The 19,742-nt window shown below is 34.2% G+C and carries 16 protein-coding genes; 9 read left to right on the top strand and 7 right to left on the bottom strand.

All coding sequences use genetic code 11. The annotated features are described in order from the left end of the window. Window positions 1-107: 107 nt before the first annotated feature. From BLV35_RS10705 to BLV35_RS10670, 8 genes are all read left to right on the top strand, one after another. Complete coding sequence (locus BLV35_RS10705; RefSeq protein WP_091089437.1) at window positions 108-1,013, top strand: patatin-like phospholipase family protein; 906 nt, start codon at window positions 108-110, stop codon at window positions 1,011-1,013. 342 nt (window positions 1,014-1,355) lie between these two features. After that, entirely contained in the window at window positions 1,356-1,937 is a 582-nt protein-coding gene (locus BLV35_RS10700; protein WP_091089434.1) for a sigma-70 family RNA polymerase sigma factor, read from the top strand. A 23-nt stretch (window positions 1,938-1,960) separates the two neighbouring features. Further along, a complete protein-coding gene (locus BLV35_RS10695) occupies window positions 1,961-2,230 on the top strand; it encodes a hypothetical protein (protein WP_091089428.1) in 270 nt (89 codons plus the stop codon). A 70-nt stretch (window positions 2,231-2,300) separates the two neighbouring features. Further along, window positions 2,301-2,987, top strand: coding sequence for a hypothetical protein (locus BLV35_RS10690; protein WP_091089425.1), 687 nt, complete (start codon window positions 2,301-2,303; stop codon window positions 2,985-2,987). A 330-nt stretch (window positions 2,988-3,317) separates the two neighbouring features. Beyond that, window positions 3,318-6,899, top strand: coding sequence for a PAS domain S-box protein (locus tag BLV35_RS10685; protein ID WP_176980605.1), 3,582 nt, complete (start codon window positions 3,318-3,320; stop codon window positions 6,897-6,899). 313 nt (window positions 6,900-7,212) lie between these two features. Beyond that, window positions 7,213-8,277, top strand: a complete 1,065-nt coding sequence (locus BLV35_RS10680; protein WP_091089417.1) for a DUF2652 domain-containing protein — start codon at window positions 7,213-7,215, stop codon at window positions 8,275-8,277. 122 nt (window positions 8,278-8,399) lie between these two features. Continuing rightward, entirely contained in the window at window positions 8,400-9,428 is a 1,029-nt protein-coding gene (locus BLV35_RS10675) for a glycoside hydrolase family 113 (protein WP_091089414.1), read from the top strand. A 14-nt stretch (window positions 9,429-9,442) separates the two neighbouring features. Continuing rightward, a complete protein-coding gene (locus tag BLV35_RS10670) occupies window positions 9,443-10,132 on the top strand; it encodes a haloacid dehalogenase type II (RefSeq protein ID WP_091089411.1) in 690 nt (229 codons plus the stop codon). An 82-nt stretch (window positions 10,133-10,214) separates the two neighbouring features. On the opposite strand, the gene msrB is transcribed toward BLV35_RS10670, so the two are convergent. The 6 genes from msrB to BLV35_RS10640 all read right to left on the bottom strand — a co-directional run bounded on the left by msrB (window position 10,215) and on the right by BLV35_RS10640 (window position 17,384). Further along, complete coding sequence (gene msrB, locus BLV35_RS10665; RefSeq protein WP_176980604.1) at window positions 10,215-10,760, bottom strand: peptide-methionine (R)-S-oxide reductase MsrB; 546 nt, start codon at window positions 10,758-10,760, stop codon at window positions 10,215-10,217. Window positions 10,761-10,764: 4 nt separating this feature from the next. Then, entirely contained in the window at window positions 10,765-11,397 is a 633-nt protein-coding gene (gene msrA, locus BLV35_RS10660; RefSeq protein WP_091090059.1) for a peptide-methionine (S)-S-oxide reductase MsrA, read from the bottom strand. Between the two features lie 153 nt (window positions 11,398-11,550). Next, entirely contained in the window at window positions 11,551-12,513 is a 963-nt protein-coding gene (locus BLV35_RS10655; RefSeq protein WP_091089405.1) for a nucleoside hydrolase, read from the bottom strand. 6 nt (window positions 12,514-12,519) lie between these two features. After that, a complete protein-coding gene (locus tag BLV35_RS10650) occupies window positions 12,520-13,509 on the bottom strand; it encodes an aminoglycoside phosphotransferase (protein WP_091089402.1) in 990 nt (329 codons plus the stop codon). Between the two features lie 155 nt (window positions 13,510-13,664). Beyond that, window positions 13,665-16,640, bottom strand: a complete 2,976-nt coding sequence (locus tag BLV35_RS10645) for a TonB-dependent receptor (RefSeq protein WP_091089398.1) — start codon at window positions 16,638-16,640, stop codon at window positions 13,665-13,667. Between the two features lie 45 nt (window positions 16,641-16,685). Then, complete coding sequence (locus BLV35_RS10640) at window positions 16,686-17,384, bottom strand: TIGR04282 family arsenosugar biosynthesis glycosyltransferase (protein ID WP_091089393.1); 699 nt, start codon at window positions 17,382-17,384, stop codon at window positions 16,686-16,688. Window positions 17,385-17,778: 394 nt separating this feature from the next. On the opposite strand from BLV35_RS10640, the gene BLV35_RS10635 reads away from it, so the two are divergent. Then, complete coding sequence (locus tag BLV35_RS10635) at window positions 17,779-18,942, top strand: hypothetical protein (protein ID WP_091089389.1); 1,164 nt, start codon at window positions 17,779-17,781, stop codon at window positions 18,940-18,942. Between the two features lie 203 nt (window positions 18,943-19,145). Here BLV35_RS10635 and BLV35_RS10630 read toward each other — a convergent pair whose 3' ends face one another. After that, window positions 19,146-19,598: a hypothetical protein gene (locus BLV35_RS10630; protein WP_091089387.1), complete on the bottom strand. Its 453-nt coding sequence runs from the start codon at window positions 19,596-19,598 to the stop codon at window positions 19,146-19,148. Window positions 19,599-19,742: the final 144 nt, after the last annotated feature.

The following is a 19,742-nucleotide window of genomic DNA, read 5'->3' as shown; positions in this document are numbered from 1 at the left end:
AAATTTACAGCAGAAAAAAAAGTTGCAAATCACTAATAAAGTGTCACTTAAAAATTAAATACATTATTGATTTGCCTTCAATCCTAACAGCTAATTCTAAAAAACTTATGAAAGCACTAGTAATTTCTGGCGGTGGTAGTAAAGGAGCTTATGCAGGCGGTGTTGCTGAATACCTTATTAACGATAGTGGTAAACAGTATGAATTGTTTGTAGGTAGCTCAACAGGTAGTTTATTACTCCCCCATCTCGCTTTGGGCAAAATTGACAAAATAAAAGAAATTTACACTTCTGTAACACAGCGTGATATTTTCAATATAAATCCTTTCAATATCAAGAAAACGAACAATGGGTTTGAAACGAGTATTAATCATTTCAACTCCCTTAAAACTTTTATAAAAGGATGCCCTACTTTTGGAGAGAGCCATAATCTGAGAAAACTAATTAGAAAAAGTATTACTCCAGAAGAATATGCGCTACTTAAAATCAATAATAAAAAAGTAATTGTAACGGTTTCAAATCTCACTTTGAATACGGTTGAATATTATAATTCTAGTGATTGTACTTATGATGATTTTTGTGACTGGACTTGGGCTTCTTCAAATTACACGCCTTTTATGTCTTTGGTTTCAAAGAATAATCATCAATATGCAGATGGGGGATTTGGAAGTTTTATTCCCATTTTGCATGCCATTGAAAATGGAGCTTGCGAAATTGACGTTATTATTTTAGAAAGTGAAAATAACGAAACAACGCAAAAGGTAATTACCAACCCTTTTACTCTTATGTTTAGAACCTTCCAATTTATGATAAACACCAATAATACAAAAGACATCATCATTGGAAAACTCGTTGGTATAAATAAAAAAATTAATATTAACTTCTTCTTTACACCTGATCACTTAACCGACAATCCCTTAATCTTTGATTCAGACCAAATGACCCAGTGGTGGAAAGACGGTTATGAATATGCAAAGTCTAGAACTCCCACAAATTTCAGTCATATTCCCGAATAGTCAATTGCTAGTAAGTCATTCCGCTCTCCTGAAATGACGTTATAAAAAGCAGTTAATTTTTAAAATATTGTTATTGATATACCTCTTTGACTTTCCATGCAGTAAAGTAGATCTATGGGACCTTATTAATCTTATTTTGATTACCATTTTTACACGATACATATCCTCCGTATTACAGACTAAGCAATAACGCCTATTTTAAAACAGACTAGTGTGTTAATTATTAGTTAATTGCTATCGAATATTTAACGGCTATCCTTTTCCTTTTTTATGAAAAAAGTAAGATTTTAAGGTCTGAAAAAAGAGTATATTTGAATTTTTAAAATAAAAAAGGCAAAATTCATGGGCTTGATTAAAGAAAATTCAAAATCCGTTTTAGAGCAATGGGTCAATCAATTTAGTGATGAACTCTATTCTTGGGCATTTTTTAAAACTTCCTCCAAAGAAGTTGCCGAAGATCTGGTACAAGACACTTTTTTGGCAGCATTTCATAAGATAGATAGTTTTCAAGGCAAAAGCCAACCTAAAACGTGGTTGTTTTCAATACTCAACAATAAAGTGATTGATTATTACCGCCTGAGTGCCCGCACCACTAAGAAAAACTTCAGTTTGACCGAAAATAGTGGTTATGAACTTTCTGATGGACTTTTTAATAGTTATGGATGCTGGAAAAATAATGATATCAACGCCGTTTGGGATCAAGAACAGGAATTACTAGACAATCCTGATTTTAATACGGTCATGGAAGAGTGTATGAATGACCTACCACAAAAATGGAAATTAGCCGTAACATCCAAATACTTAAGCGAAAAAAAAACAGAAGCCATTTGTCAGGAATTAGAAATTACTGCGTCTAATTATTGGCAGATTGTTCATAGATCCAAACTTCTATTAAAAAAATGTCTGGAATTAAAATGGGTTTAATCAAACTTTAATATTCGAAAAAAATGAATACAGTAATGAGAATATTGTTGAGACCCTGTAAAAAGACAACAGAGTTAATCGACAAACAAATGTTTACTCCTTTAACGATAAAAGAAAAGATACAATTACAGGCTCATAAAGCCATGTGTCAAACTTGTAATGCCTATGAAACCCAATCTAAATTAATAGATGCCCTCATAGGAAAATGGTTTGCCGCTGACTCCAACAAAAAAAGCGCTACCTTAGGCGAGGAGAAAAAAAATAGAATTATTGAAGAGATCAAAAAGATCTAATCTGACTTAATTTGTCAGGAATCAGTGCTAAGCGTGTCTACACCTGTATTAGAAACCAGAGTATAAAAACATGAAAATGATTGCTGCTTTACTTTCCAAAAAGAATCCGCTTGTGCTGGGTTTTTTAATTAGTTTAATTGGTGCATTACCCTTAGGATACATCAACGTAATCAGCTTACAAATTTTATTAGAACAAGGAAACTGGGCATCAATTTCATTTATTATAGGAATTATTTCAGTCCAATATTTTGTATTAACAACAGTTAATAAAATAGCAGCATGGCTCGTCAATCAAGAGAATTTATTATTGCTTATTGACCTTTTTACCATTTTATTCCTTTTAGCGATTGGCTTATACTTCATGAACAATACAGCTAACCATGAAAACAGTAGTTTATCTCATTTTAAACTGGCACAATATCCCTTTATATTAGCCCTATTTCTGAATGGTTTAAATTTTATCCAATGGCCATATTGGTCGGGGATTTATATCTATCTTTTCAGAACAGCTAAATTAGATACCAAGAAAAAAACTAAAAATAAATTTGTCCTAGGAGCTTTACTAGGAACTAGCCTAGGGATGTTTGTTTTTGCCCATGTAGGACAATTTTTAATTGTAGCAAATCAAATAAAAATGAGCACTTATCTTAATCCCATTTTTATGACTCTGTTCCTGTTTCTTTCTTTAGTACAAACGGTGAAATTTATTTTTAAAAATGATTTGCTGCCGACTATAAAATTTAGAATACAAGGATAAGGTAATTAAAGGAATCTACTATAAAAAAATGCAAAAGTAAATTGCATCCTTATCAATAAAAGAAAAACAGCAACTACCTACTTCAATGTGCAATGTTTATTAGTAACAATCCAAAGTAATTGATACCATAAATAGTTATAGTATTATTTTATAAATATAGTAGCATTATTATTCTTTCAACAAAGCAATACTACTTTAGTATTTACTTGTTACTATACTGTAAATCAAATATGTAAAAACCAACACTTAAAAATAAGATATTAATCATACTTTTTACGTTATATAAAGTATTTATGTTTATTTTTAACAGATACTCTAAGTATTATGTTTATGGGAAATAGTATACTCGAATTTATCGATTTCAAAAAAATAGATACTCTACTTAAAGGGTTCCAAAACACAACTGGGTTAGCTGTTGCTATTGTAGATCTTGAAGGAGTTGTTTTGTCGCAATTTCAATGGGAAAAATTACATGAAGATTTCTACGTTAAAAATCCAGAAACTTCCAATTGGAATACCAATATCAAACTAGAATTAACGGAGGTTGAAAAATTTGATTTTCACAAGAAGCCGAATGGATTAGTTGAAGTAACTGTACCAATATTAGTTAATGAAGAACATTTTGCCAACCTGTTTTCTGGATATTTCTTTTTTGACAAACCTAATCCCCTTTTTTTAGAAAAAGAAGCAAAACAATATGGATTTGATGAAAAAGAATACCTTGATGCAGTAAACCTACTTCCAGTGCTTTCTTTGGAGGAAATTAAAAATACAATGACTTTTTTGATCGAAACGCTTCATTATATTTTCGAAATGGCTTTTGATAAAATGAAGGAGGTAAAGTTGAATCATATATTAACCATAAACAAATTGTTTCTTGAGGATATTATTGATAATAGTCCTGCTTTAATATATGTGTCTGATCTTGATGGTAAAATTAAGTTAGCAAATAACGAATTTGCAAAAATATTTCAATTAGACAAAACAGAAATAATTGGAAAGTACCGCCAAGAGATTATGCCTGTAGTAATCGCAGAGCAACACCGCAACAATGATATAGAAGTTATTCAATTAAAAAAATCAATCGTCATTGAAGAAGAGAATATAGAAGCTGATGGAAACCATTTTTATATTTCGCAAAAATTCCCTCTATTCGATACGAATGGAGTTATTCATGGTGTGGGAGGAATATCGACTGATATAACTGCGAAAAAAACAGCAGAAGAAGCACTCACGAAGAGTGAAAACAAGTATAAAAGTCTGTTTAACAATTCAGTTGATGGCATTTTAGTGTTGACTGAGCAAAGTGAAATTCTAGAGCTTAACAATAAGATTTGCGAAATATTAGACTATAGTCGTGAAGAGCTACTCTTATTAAAAGGGTATCAATTTATTCATAGCGAAGATTTAGCAAACAAAGATCATGCGACTACACTAGAGCAACTCCAACAAGGGAAAACGATTATCTCTCAATATCGCTTGCGCAAAAAAGACGGCAGTTACATTCCTACTGAACTGAGTACAAAAATAATTGCCGAAGGGCAATTTTTAAACATTGTCAGGGACATTACGGAACGCAAAGAAGCTGAAAAAACTTTGATGGAAAGTGAAAAAAAACTCTCTGCTATTTTTAACAACCATACTGATCTTCAACTATTAGTAAGTATTAATAATAATGAATATACTGTTGATGCGATCAATAAACCGTATGTGACAACTTTAGAAAATTTCGGGCTAACTCTTGATATTGAAACAGTAATAGGCAAATCTTTAAAACAATTGAATGAAACAATTGGTCTAAATGAGGATTATTACGATATGACAATCGCTAAATACAAAGAAGTTGCTCGTACCGGAAAATCGCTTAATTTTACTGAAAGCCTCAATATTGCAGACCAAACCTATACTTCTGACATAACAATTACTCCCATTATGAATGACCAAGGGGAATGTCAATACATATTGTATAATTCTCATAATATAACGGAGCAAACAAGGGCAAATAGTGCATTAATTGAAAGCGAAGAAAAATTCAAACAAATCTTCCTCACAAGTCCTGATCTTGTTACCATTAGTCAAATCGAAAATGGCACGTATATCGATGTTAATGAAAATTTTGTACAAACATCAGGATATTCTCGAGACGAGATAGTAGGAAAAACAGCTAGTGACATCAACATTTGGACTAATCTAGAAGATCGAGCTCGTATGCTTTCTATATTAAACGAACATGGAAAAGTTGAAAACTTTGAAACACAATTTACTATGAAAAGTGGCCATATTATTGAAGGCCTTTTGTCTGCTGCTATACTGGGAATAAATAATATACCGCACATTCTTACTATAACAAGAGACATCTCGTACCGCAAAGCGATTACAGAGAAATTAGTTAAACTTTCTCATGCAGTTGAACAAAGTCCTACTCTTATAGAATTAACAGATAATCAAGGAAATATTGAATATGTAAACCCCAAATTTACTGAAACTACAGGCTATTCATTAGAAGAAGTAATTGGTAAAAACCCTAAGTTTTTAATGTCAGGACATACCACTGATGAGGAATACGCAAATTTATGGAACACCATTGCAACTGGTAAAGAATGGCGAGGTGAATTTCTTGACAAACGAAAGGATGGTTCTTTATACTGGGTAGAAGCTTCAATTTCCTCGATAAAAAATTCCGAAGGAGAAATAACACATTATTTAGCTGTAAAATCAGATATTACTGAAAAGAAAAAAATAGTTGACGAACTTGTGAAAACTAAAGAAAAAGCAGTAGAAAGCGACCGACTAAAATCAGCATTCTTAGCTAATATGAGTCATGAAATTCGAACACCGATGAATGGAATTCTAGGATTTTCATCGTTGTTGAGTGAGCCTGGATTAGGAAAAGAAGAACAGCAAGAATACATAAAACTTATTCAAGTAAGTGGAGCACGTATGCTGAACCTTATTTCGGAAATTATAGATATCTCCAAAATCGAATCTGGAATGATGGAAATTAGTCTACAGGAAGTAAATATTAATGAAAAAGTAGATTTCGTTTTTGATCTTTTAAAATTAGATGCCGAAGAAAAATCAATACAACTATCATGTAAAAGCAGTGAATTTCCTGATCTTTACTTAATCACAGACCCTGAGAAACTGTATGCGATTTTAACAAACTTAGTAAAAAATGCAATCAAATATACAGATAAAGGTTCGATCGAATTTGGTTACAACATTAAAAATGAAACGGTAGAATTTTTTGTAAAAGATAGTGGGATTGGAATTCCGTTAGACAGGCATGCAGCCATTTTTGAGCGTTTTATTCAAGTTGACATCGCCAATATCCAAGCGCGTCATGGTGCTGGTTTAGGGCTAGCCATTGCAAAAGCTTTTGTCACCTTATTGGGCGGTGAAATTTGGCTTGAGAGCCAAGAAGGAATAGGTACTACCTTTCATTTCACATTACCGTTGAATACACAAAACCAAGAACCAAAATTACAAACAAGCAATATTAGAAAAATTGGAAGTGAAAATGCATCTCATCTCATTTCAAAACTAAAAATACTAATAGCTGATGACGACGCCATTTCAAGAAAATTAATGTCAAAGTCGGTAAATGAATTCGGAAAAGAAATAATTGAAGCCAAAAATGGACTTGAAGCACTTCAAAAATTCAAAGAAAACTCAGATGTTGATTTAATCTTAATGGATGTTCAAATGCCTGAGATGAATGGTTATGAAGCGATTAAAGAAATCCGAAAATTAAACAATGATGTTATCATCATAACACAATCTGCATTTGGGCTTACCGGCGATAGAGAAAAAGCAATTTCGGCTGGGTCGAATGATTATATTACTAAACCAATCGATAAAAACGAGTTGGTTCTTTTACTCAACAAATCTTTTACTCCATTGCAAGATTAAATTAAGCTAAATTATTTTTTTTTTATAATAATAAATAAAGCGCGACTAGGTAGTCGCGCTTTATATTTCTACTATTTTCTTCAAAATAGTAAACTGCTCTTATAGTTCAACCTACTTACGAAAAACTTCTAAACAAGCGTTCTTTACCATATTTTGTTAGGTATGTCTTTACGCTATGTAAAATAGTGAGGATGTATAATCACTCCTAGACTTCAATAAGTATTGCATTTGGGTATTAAAATATTTAGCTAAAAAGGATAATACAAGTAAATAAAATCTTAAATTACTAGTACTAAACTTCAAATAAAAAAATATGGCTGAAGCACTATATTTTATGCCTGATATAAGTGGCTTTTCGAATTTTGTAAATGATACAGAAATAGAACACAGCATTCATATAATAGCTGAATTGCTCGAGCTTTTACTTGATAACAATCCACTCGAACTCCAGCTCGTAGAAATCGAAGGGGATGCGCTGTTCATGTTTAGTACAAAAATTCCCAGCTATAAAGAGTTGATGCAACAAACAGAAACAATGCTGGAGGAATTTCATAGACACACAAAAGAATATGATACAAAACGAATTTGTACTTGCGGTTCCTGTAAAACTACCATCGATTTAGACCTTAAATTCTTAGTTCATTATGGTGAACTAACGATGATAAAAGTCAAAAATATTATTAAACCTTATGGACGAGAAGTCATCCAGATTCATCGATTACTAAAAAATCAAATACCTGTTCAAGAATATGTTTTATTTACTGAGAACATGTATATGTTGTATCAGGACAATATGATAGAAAGTTGGACAAAAAAAACGGAGATATATGATTTACAAAATTTAAATTATTTCTACAAAATTTTAGATAATATCAAACTCAAAGTAGCAAAAGACTCAGAGATAGAAGCAGAGAAAAATGAGGACATCACCATTCCTGATGCTACAATAAATAAAACGTTTAATGCCAATATACAAACGATTCACCGCTACTTAAGTGAGTTAAAATACCGCCATATCTGGGATAAAGAAGTAATGAGAGTTGAGTTTGATGAAAACGAAGTCAACCGTGTGGGTACAGAGCACAATTGTGTTTTAAAACTAGGGACTTTAAAATTTGAGACAATTAGCCGACCTTCAAAAGACAGCTTGATTTATGGTGAAAAAACGGAGGGAATGATTTTGCTTCGAAAATTCTATTACCTCGTAAAATTACACTCCCTAGACTTCAATACCACTGAAGTTAGTCTGAGCTTGTACCTAGAATATACATTCTTGGGCCGTTTATTGAAACGAAGTATCTTAAAACGAATTACAAAAATGTGGCAAAACAAATTAGAATCCCTGCACAGAGTTACAAAGAGTGTTATTTCACAGTAATAGACTTTTAGTTATTCCGTCTAAGACCCGAAAAACTCATGTCATCTCTTCAAAATCTGAAAAAAATCTTAAAATTTTCACAGAAGTTAGTATCCCCTTTTTTAATAAGTAACTTTACTGTTATGAAAAAAATCTTTTTTATACTCGCCGCATTTTTGCTGATAATTGGTAGTGGATATTCTTTTTATCATTTCAATACTGTCACTGAAATACCTACTGTGGCTAAATTAGAATATAAAGGAATGAATTTAGTCGCGCCCATAAAAGAATTAAAAAACACCACTTTTGAGGAATTGAAATCGTATAATATCAATTCGATATCTCTAATTCCGTACGCTTTTGTTGATGTAGAAGATGCCTCTGTACATTATAATAACAAAAGACAATGGTGGGGCGAAAGAACAGAAGGAATTATCGCCAGTAATCAACTTGCCCTTGATTATAAAATGACCGTAATGCTAAAACCTCATCTTTGGGTAAACCATAATTTCTATACTGGAGATTTGGATTTTTCAACTGATGCTGAGTGGAAAAAATGGGAAGCCGATTATGAGAAATATATACTTGACTTTGCTCAACTAGCCCAAAATGAAAACATAGCACTCTTTTGTTTTGGTACCGAATTAGGAAACGCTGTTGCAAAACGCCCCCAATACTGGTCACAGCTAATCCAGAAAATTAGAAAAATATACTCGGGCAAACTAACCTATGCCGCAAATTGGGATGATTTTGACAAAGTCCCTTTTTGGAATGAGTTGGATTACATTGGGATTGACGCCTATTTCCCTTTATCCGATGCTACAACACCTGCAGTAGCCGACCTTAATAAAGCTTGGGAGCAACACATTGTAAAAATGGAAAAGCTTCATGCCAAAATAAACAAGAAAATACTCTTTACAGAATTTGGCTATCGCAATTCAGATAAAGCGGCCAAAGAGCCTTGGACTGAAAGTCAAAATAGCATTAATAATTTGGCGCAAGCCAATGCCTATGAATCCTTATTTCAAACCTTAACAAAAAAAGCCTGGTTTGCAGGAGGATTTGCTTGGAAATGGTATGCTGATGATTATCATAAAGAGAAAAAAAACAATGTTGATTACACTCCGCAGGAAAAACCTGCCCTCGAAACCATCAAAAAATGGTACAAATAATTTAAAATTAAAAAATGAATATACAAAAAAGTAAACCTGTATTAGTTTTTGATGTAAACGAAACTTTACTGGACATGACTCCTTTAAAAAAAGCAGTTAATGAATTACTTGGTAATGAGTTGGGCTTCCGAATATGGTTTGGTATGTTATTGCACTACTCCACTGTATCGAATAGTATCAATGAGTATCATGACTTTGGTACAATTGCCGCAGCTACATTAGGAATGGCAGCTACCTCAATGAATAAAAAAGTAGACGAAGATGAAATAAAAGAAGCCCTTTCGACAATTAAAACATTAGAAGCATATCCAGATGTTGAGAAAGGTTTACAGCTCTTAAAGGATAATGGTTTTAGATTGGCTACATTGACCAATTCTCCACCTCATGCGTTAAAACAACAGTTAATCAATTCAAATTTGACCGATTATTTTGAACAGACATTGAGCATTGATAGCCTTAAAAAATACAAACCTGAAATAACAACCTATTTATGGGCGGCAAAAGAACTAGCTGTACAACCTGAAGAAATGCTTATGATTGCCGCACATGGTTGGGATTTGGCAGGTGCCTCACATGCGGGTTTAGCAACTGGTTTTATTGCCCGTGAAGGGCAGTCACTATACAGTTTATCCAGCAAGCCTAATTATGTAGCTAATGATATTCTAGCGATGGCAGAACAATTAGTTGCGGCTTATACCAAATAATCCAGTCCTATAAAAACTCAAAAGGGCGTTAGTTTTAAATAAAACCAACGCCCTTTTTTTGAACTAAATAATTAACCACTATTTATTTTGATTCCTGAAATAGCATCGCTGCCGAATTCATGCAGTATCTCAATCCAGTAGGATTAGGACCATCGTCAAATAGATGTCCTAAATGCCCTTCGCAACGTGCACAAACAATTTCGCCACGTACCATTCCCAGACTTTTATCAACCACTTCTTTTACTCGATTTTGATTAATCACATCATAAAAACTTGGCCATCCAGTACCTGAATTAAATTTTGTTTTAGATGAAAACAAAGGCAATTTACAAGCAGCACAAAAATAGTTTCCTTTTTTATGGTTGTCATTAAATTCATTTTGATAAGGGCGCTCTGTTCCTTTTTTACGCAAAACGTAATATTGATTGTCTGTAAGCACCTTCTTCCATTCGGCATCCGTTTTCACCACTTTCTTCAACGAGGTATCTGTCAATGACAAAACGGGTTGCTGTTGCATTGTAGTTTCTGTAGATGCAGCGATTACTTTTTCACTTTTATTTGCTTGCATACATGCTATAAAGCCAAAGGCTATTACGGGCAGAACTAAGAGTTGTTGGTATCGTTTCATAATTTTAATGATTAGGTTTTAACTTTCCTTTATATGTTTTTTTAAACTTGTTGTATCGCGGTACTGAAACACCTTTCACATAAGGCTGATTGGGATTAATTTTAACATAGTCTTGGTGGTAATCCTCTGCTGCATAAAAGGCCATAACGGGCTTTACCTCTGTAACAATCGGATTGGCAAAAACTTTATTGGCGGTAAGTTCCTTAATTTTGTCTTCGATTATCTTTTTCTCAGATGCATTTTTGTAAAAGGCAATCGAACGATAGGACGAACCCTTGTCTGGTCCTTGCTGATTGGGTGTTGTAGGATCTTGTGATGCAAAAAACACATCTACTAATTCCTTAAATGAAACAATCTTCGGATCATAATACACGGCTACAGCCTCAGCATGACCTGTTCTATTCGACCCTACTTCCTCATAAGAAGGATTCTTCATTGATCCTCCAGAGTATCCCGAAACCGCTTCGTCTACACCTACTACAGCTTCAAAAACGTGTTCACTGCACCAGAAACAACCCTCAGCAAAAACAGCAATTGCTTTCCCGTTTTTAGGTTCTAAAGACAACTTCTTTGTTTGTGCATTACAACTTAAAATTGTAAACAACACGACTACGTAACTTGCTAATTTAATTTTCATTTGCTCGCATTTATTTGTTTTATCGAATCTATTTAACTCCGTCATCATTATTGATTTTGCTAGCGATCATAGGCTTGCTCCTTTCATAAATGAATCTATTGTAATATACGGCTGATTTATAATTTTGGTTTTCAAACAAACCTTAAAGTTTTGTTAGTTTTTTACGCTTAATGTCTCTAATATCTTTTCTTCAAAACCTTGAAGCGCTCTGATTGCATAATCTACCTTCTTTTTGGATTTGTATTTATACGATACTTCTAGGAAGTTTTTAAATGGAACATTTGGTTGTACTTGCAACGCATCATTTTTTCTATAATTTACTTTAATGGGAATATCCTTGTAGTACGTAAAATATTCTGGATGCGTTATCACTCCTAAAGTCGAACAGTCAAAAGGAATAAAGCCTCTCACACCAAAATATTTTTCGTTTTTCTCCATCCAAGGCTGAACTACATCAAACAACCATTTATCAGCTTCTTCATTTTGATCTAAACTAGCCAAATCAACATTACCAATAAACGTGTAAGAACTTGGCTCATAACCCGCAAAAACTAGCGGAATAGACGAATTTAATACCACATCCATCGATTTATAATCAAACTCATAATTGTAGTCAAACACATTCAATTTTCCGTTTCCTGGATTAAAAGGCAGTCCTGGAGTTCGCGCTGCGCAAATAGAAATTTTCTCAATTTGCGGAATAATATCGGGATGATTCTGAATCAATGTCGCAATATTAGTCATGGGTCCTAATGCTAAAATAGTCAACTTCTCTTTTTTCAAAGCTTCATATAACGCTCTGGTTCCATCATTTTCTATTCCTAAATCATTGGCGAAAGCTGATCCTTTATACACTGGAATTTCCGCACCTCTATTGTGCCATTTTAGGATTTTATGAATCACATCGTAGCTGTAATCTACATAAGTAATCGAACTGATTCCTACAATTTCGATTTGAGGTTGCTTCAGAGCCATAATCAAGGTGATTCCGTCATCAACTTCACGTGGCGTTTTATCTGGCATCCCAATCATAAGATCCGTATCAAACCACACTTTAGTTTGTGCTTGCACTGATGCGGTAAGCAGTAATGCAAAAAGTAGTATTTTATTCTTCATGTCATTTTATTTTAAAATTAAATCTCTAGCAAACGCTAATAAAGCTGCTTTAGTTTTCAATTCCATTTTTAAAGGCAATTGTGCTAATCCTATCAACCTACGCATTATTTCTGTTCCTATAAAACCATTTAAAATGGTCGTGTTTAATTCCTCAAAAGAATAGTAGTTTTCTTTTATAAAAGTGATAGTAGATTCTTTTTGCTGCGTTAAATACATATGCGCTAAAAAAACTCCGAGATCGAATTCGCGTAAGCCATAAAAGCAAAACTCAGGGTCGATCACCTTAATTCCATCCGCCGTTTTTAACCAACTCCCCGGATAATAATCGCCTTGCAATAAGTATTTCCCTTTTGACAGATATAAAGACCCCAAACGCTCAATTTTTTGCTTCAATTCAGTGTCTTTTTTATAAGGCATCGCCACAGCTTGCAACCCTTCTTGAACCGTATCTAAATCAAAACCATTTTCTTCTCTAAAAGGATATTCAAAAATATGCTCATAGTTCAGCTTTCGCATTTCGGTGTTTTCCAGCTCATCATCAACAACCGTTTTCTGAAAGCTTTGGTGCAAACCATTCAAATAATTCACCAATTGCTGCAACTCCCCTTCTTGTATTTTTTGTTTCAAATCGTACAAAACAGTATAGTCATTTGACTTCCCTAAATCTTCTAAAGCAATCAAATTATTCACTCCATCAACCCCTAAAAGTTTAGGCATAATCTCCTGTACTCCTTGAACAGATGCTATTTTTTTATAAAAAGCACCTTCCGTAAGCACGCGATTTGCAGGCGCTAAAACCTGTGGATATTTCTCCACATAACCTCGCGATTGCTTGATGATAATTGAGCGCGTCGCCGTTTCTATTCGCAATACACAATTCATATTTCCGTCCCCAGGTTTTGATATAGAAACAATTGTTTCATCACTATCTAACCATTTTTGCTGGTGTAAATAAGCAGCCAATTCCTTTGGCTCACTTGCATTTAGTATAAACATATTTTACATTTTATTTGGGCGTTACCACAAGGGTCGGGCTATCCGCTATATCTTTTGTTCCGTAAACTCCACAAAAGGATACCACTTCTATCCCTAACGCAAATTAAAAACATCCTCCAAAGCCATACCCACTGGCAGGATATTGATTATTATTATTAGAATAAATAACGCACCCCAAACTGGAACTGTCTTGGTGGCGAAGCGTTTCTTTGTGTAAACAAACCACTGGCGCTAGAACCCCCTTGAATCTGGTTACTTTGAGTCGCATTATTACTATATCCACTTAAATTTTCGGCATTCAATACGTTAAAAATATCAGCACGTAATTCTATTTTATTATTTCCAGCAATCGTGATTTGGTGCTGTACTCCTAGATCAAAAGTTGTATTCCATGGTAAGCGATCATTGTTTCTACTTTCTCCCGGAAAACGGTCGCTATTTCCTTGATAAGCATCAGAAAAACTGGCACCATCTCCATTTAGGTCAGTAGTTCCAAAACCAAGCGGAATTCTGTTAATGGGTTGGCCACTTTGCAATAAACCAGCCAGTGTAAGCGTAGTTCCTTTAAAAGGATAATAACTATAAATCCCATTTATATTATGTGTTCTATCATTTACAGATGGACCCCATTCATTTGCATAATTATTCCCATCAGAGGCTCTAAAATTGATTCCGTCCGTATCATTTTTACTTGATGATAACGTATAATTCAATCGGTAGGAATAGTCGTCCGTACCTCTTGCTTTTTGATAATTAAAACTCATGGCATAATACTTAGATTTCCCTTCGTTTTCACTTACAATCACACTTCTAGCTATTCCGGTAACCCTTTGCCCGTTGATCGTAGCACCTCCATTTGTAATAGGAATAGGTCTTGAAGCATCAGCTTGCGCCTGAGTTCTTATCACTACATTATTTGGATCAATAGGATATTCTGCCGCAGCATTCAGATTGCGCAAACGAGTCAGGTTCTCTCCTCTATTATGAACTACATCTACAAAAAACAATCTTTCGTCCGTTAATTGCAATTGGTATCCTAACGCCCATTCATGAGTATAGGCATTTTTATACCCATTAGGGTTTAAGATTCTTCGTTCATTCGAAAATATATTCTCTCTTTGTCCTTGTAAATCTGCAGCTGAAGGGCCTTGTAAATAATTCACGCCAGAAACTGTAGCTGCTAAATTTCCGTTATAGGTAATTCGATCAATATTTGTATTTGCTGGTAAAAGTCCCAGTCGTATTAATTCTTCTAGCTCTAATTTATAACTTTGGGAAGTCGTATTTTGCTGCAAAGCATCACTATAAACAGCATAATTTACTTTGTCGTACGAGATTCCGTAACCACCACGCAAACTACTTGAATTATCTAATTTATAATTAAAATTAAATCGTGGCGCTAAGTTGTTGTAATCCCCTTTGTCACTTCCTCCTTTTGATAAATTATCGTAGTCATAACGCAAGCCTAAAGTAAGATTCAATCGATTAGTAACCGACCATAAGTCTTCAATATAAGCCGAATAAATATCTTGATTTTTCCCAAAAGAAGTTGGTCGCAATTCTATATTATAATTCAATACCTGAACATCTTGCGGAATATCATTTACATTTAAATCTCCTCCTACACCACTGTTTTTAATAACATCAATTTGGTTTTGATTCAATTTTACACGGTAATTACCTACTGGATTTCCGCCTCCAAATAATTGATGATCACCTCTAATAAAATTAAGACCTGCTTTAACGGTATGATTCTCTGTGTAATACTTTACTTTTTGTTGCAACTGAATTGTATTTTCGATAGCATCAAAAACATAACCTGGATTTCCAATAACGCCTAATGTTTCATCATTCACGCCTAAAACTGTTACTTGCGAACTATTTGGATTAAAAGGTTTGGCATAATTCCATCTAAAACGGCTGTATTGTACATTTGTTTCTCCAGAAAAATTTCCAAATTTATAGCTGTTTTTTAAAGCCAATAAAATACTATTGCGTTGCTGTGTATTCCCTGCTGATTTAAAAGTAGAACCGCCCTCGAGTCCGCCACCTTGTCTTTCAATATCGATTACGCCTACGTTTGCCCGCAAGGAAGAGTTGAAGTTTGGATTCCAAATCTGATCAATTTTCGACGAAAAATAGTTGAATGTATTCGTTCCTCTTACGGTTTCTGTAACGCCTAATTGAGGTACATTTAACAAGTTATCTTTGATATCAGTTGTATGTTCAAAATTGACATAATAGAATGTTTTGTCTTTTACTAAAGCGCCTCCTATTCCCGCACCGGTTTGATAGCGAGCAAAACCGTTTTTAACTTGGTTTCCTGACAAATCTCTCTGAGCAAAACTAGACTTTCCATCAATTGATGGTCCAGGTCTTGTAATAAAGAACACTTCTCCTGTAGTTTCATTAGATCCTGAACGTGGCGTAATATTTATGATTCCGCTTCCTGTCAAACCGTATTCAGCCGAAAAATTACTGGTTAAAACCGTAACGTCTTTTACAAATCCTGACGGAATTGCAAATTTTTGTCCACCTAGAAATCGCTCGTTATTGTCTAATCCGTCAATCAAGTAGGAAGTATATCCAGAACTTGCGCCATTGATACTCACATTTGCCGCTTCGGGATAGAAACCTGTCGCCTGCGAAACATTGGGCAATCGAAACAAAACCCTTGTGATATCACGCCCTTCTACGGGAATTTCTTGAATTTCGGATGCTTTCATTTCAAAAGAAACTTCGGCATCCCGACGGTTAATTTTAGCAGTTGCTCCTTTCGTAATTACCACTTCATTTAACTCGTTAGATTCTTTTGGTGCTAATACCAAAGTAACATTTGGCGCTTGATTCGAACGCACACTAATTAATTCTGATTTTTGTGCAGCGTAAATTAATGTTCCTTCAAAAACAACTTGGTAACCATCTAAAGCAGGGATTCCTCTAAAAGTTACTTTCCCTTGTGCATTAGAAATTTGTTGTAAACTACTATTACGGGAACTATTGACTAATAAAACCTCCAGATTAGCTACAGGTTTTTGAGTATTAAAATCGATGATTGAGACAGATAAGTCTTCTTGAGCGACAGCAAATGTGGTGACACTCAATAGTAAAAACAGGAAAAATTGTTTCATTAAAGTATAGTTTTGGATAATAATTTTAAAATAAAAACTGGGAAATTAATCCAAAACGGGAGAGCCTTTATTAAAATTAAATCCAATAACCGCATTCGTATAGTATTGATTTAAAAACAAATACCTAGCAACTACGTAGAAAAGAAGCGATGCCAAAACACTTTTAAAACTGCTATAAAAAGGAAGTTCATGCAACAGTTTTTCAAAATCATTTTTAGTATTACAATCGGCCAAAGGAGCCATGATTGCTACATTTTGTCTCGAATAAAGCGCTTGTAATTGTTCAAATACTTTTGGTGTTTGCCAATCAATTTTGGCGAAAGCCTCCTTATTAAAAGAAACTCTTGAAATCCCCATCAAGTAGGTACCGCCTTTAAAATTAGGTCCAAGTACAACACTGTTATCCTGCAGTTCCATAAAAGCTTCTTGCAAATGAGGCAAACGCAGTCCTGGACTGTCATTTCCCATCACAATGACTTTATCATACCCTCTATCCAAAACAGATTGAATGGCGTGACTCAACTTATCTCCAAAGGAAACGCCTTGTTGCGTATTTTCATCAGAAATAAAATAAGGTAGTTTTGTTTTTTGAACCAGTGTCAAAACTCTTTCATTCATTTTATGCCACAGTACCACATTTTGCTTTCTGTTGTAAGCAATGGGTTTTAAGGCACTTTGTACCTTATCGCCGTGTGCGAAAATAAGTACAGCTGTAGATAAAGAAAGAGGATCTTTGCAATTCATACTGTAAATGACGGAACAAAATCACTTTCCTGACAGCAAAAATTACTTTTTTTTTAAAATCACCAATCTACTAAGCAATAATTTAAAAAAGATAAACAAACATAATCCACATTAAGCAACAATAGCAACACTCTCAAATTGGGTTCTTAATTTTCACAAACTCATTAATTGCCCTTTAAAAAAGGGCCGAAACAAGACTAGAGCCTAAAATATAGGCTAGTAACTATAATTTAGTACCTTTGCAGCATGCAAATAAAAAATACCATACAATACCTAAACAGTGATTTATCACGTCGTACTTCCCTATTTTCTTTCTTGACTAAAAAGCAAATCCCCGCTTAAAGCTCATTTTTTACACTTATTTTATTCATTTTTTAATTACAATAAACATTTTATGTTTTCAAAAATTACTTTGATAATTGGCTTTTTGCTATTATCAGCTGGAGCTATACATGCCCAAGACAAACCCGAAGTAACCATAGGTGGTGCTTTACGATTCAACTATAATTTATCTTCTTGGAAAGAAGGACAAAAAAAACGTGGTGGTGATTTTGGCTATGATGTTTTTCGCGTCAATGCTAAAGCAAAATATAAAGGAATCAAACTAAATGCTGAATATCGTTTGTATTCCGAAGGTTTCGGTGGCGGAATGCTAAAACAAGGTTGGCTGGCATATGATTTCGATGCCAAAAATGAAATTCAAGTAGGACTTACCCAAGTTCCTTTTGGAATTACTACTTACAATTCCCACAACTGGTTTTTTAGTATCAACTACTACATAGGCTTAGAAGACGACCATGATATGGGTGTTAAGTTCACACATACAGATAAAAAATGGAATTACGCTTTGGCCTTTTTCAAAAATGCAGAAGAGTTGAAATTTGGTAGCAATTCTGATGTTTCAGATAGTCGTTATTCTTATGATGTTGCTTCTATAGATTTAGATGGTGATGGTGTTTTGGACTTACGAAATAAAGAAACAAACCAAGTTAATGGAAAGCTTAGCTATAAAATAGGAAACGACAGTATCAACCATAAAATAGGCACTTCTGTACAATATGGCGGACTTTATAACTTAGATACCGAAGAAATGGGATCGCATTATGCAGCAGCCTTGCATTATGAATTAAAGTACAAACGCTTTGGTGTGAAAGCCCAAGTTTCAACCTACAAAAAAAGTCCAAAAAACCCTAACGGAGAAAGCGACGAAATTATAGCGATGACAGCCTATGGCGCTCCGTACCTCGTTGCAGCAGCAGGAAATACCTATACTTTAGGGGTACAATACACAGTACCTGTAAAATGGGGTCCAGTATCGAGCTTACAATTCTATAATGATTATGGATACTTGGAAAAAATAAACTCCGATTTTAAAGACTCGGCGATGAATGTCACTGGTGTTTTAGTTTCTGCCGGAAGTGTATATACTTATTTTGATATTGCGGCGGGTAAAGACCAACCTTGGCTAGGACCAGTTTGGAAAAATGCATTGGCAAACGGAACTGCAGATGCCAAATGGGAAGTGCGTTTTAATATGAATATCGGGTACTACTTTTAGACCGTTTGTATAAAAAAAAGCACAACCGCTTTTCTCTTTCATAAGTTATGGGAGATTTGCACATCTTACAATCAAAAAACAGCCTTTAATCCTGATTGGACTAAAGGCTGTTTTTTTTATGTTACTATTTGAATAATTCGGTTTTGTCTTTTCAAGATTATAATCCCTGCCTTATTCAGTAAAAAAACTGTAATTGTTACGTATTAGTAAACGTCTTCAATCACGTAGTTCGTTTCATTAAATTGGAATTTATTTCCTTTTTCTAAACCTCTCATGTTTGCATAAATGGGTGCTTTGGTTGAAATACCAAAGACTGTTGCTCCATCTACTTCTACTCTTTCACTGGATACTCCAATAAAAAAAATAAATTGCTCAGTAACAACAACAGCTCCAGGGCCAACGTGAGTACTTTCCGTTGTAACGTCAAGTGAATTAAGATACACCAATTCTTTTTGGGCAAAAGCAAGTTCATCACCAATGGCTTTCAGTAATTCATATTTTCCAGCACGGCGATCTTCACTCTGACTCGGTGATTCATTCTGGCTGAAGGTATCGTCATTCATTTCAGCTTCACGCTTTTTAAAATTATCAATCAATTCATCCTGCTTTTGTATACAGGCCTCTAGTATTAGCGGTTTAACTATTCTACTTTTCATAATTTGGGAATCAGTTTAATAAGTTCTAAAGATATACAATTTATTCTACAACCGTCATTAGCTTCTGACCCGATGGATAATTTAATTTCTAACTAGAATAAACTACCTAGAAATTCTCCTTTGTCAAGATTAGGCATTTTAGTA

Origin of the sequence: Flavobacterium gillisiae (assembly GCF_900107635.1) — a bacterium.
GTDB classification, from domain to species: Bacteria; Bacteroidota; Bacteroidia; order Flavobacteriales; family Flavobacteriaceae; genus Flavobacterium; species Flavobacterium gillisiae.
This window is presented reverse-complemented; position numbering and strand designations above follow the sequence as displayed.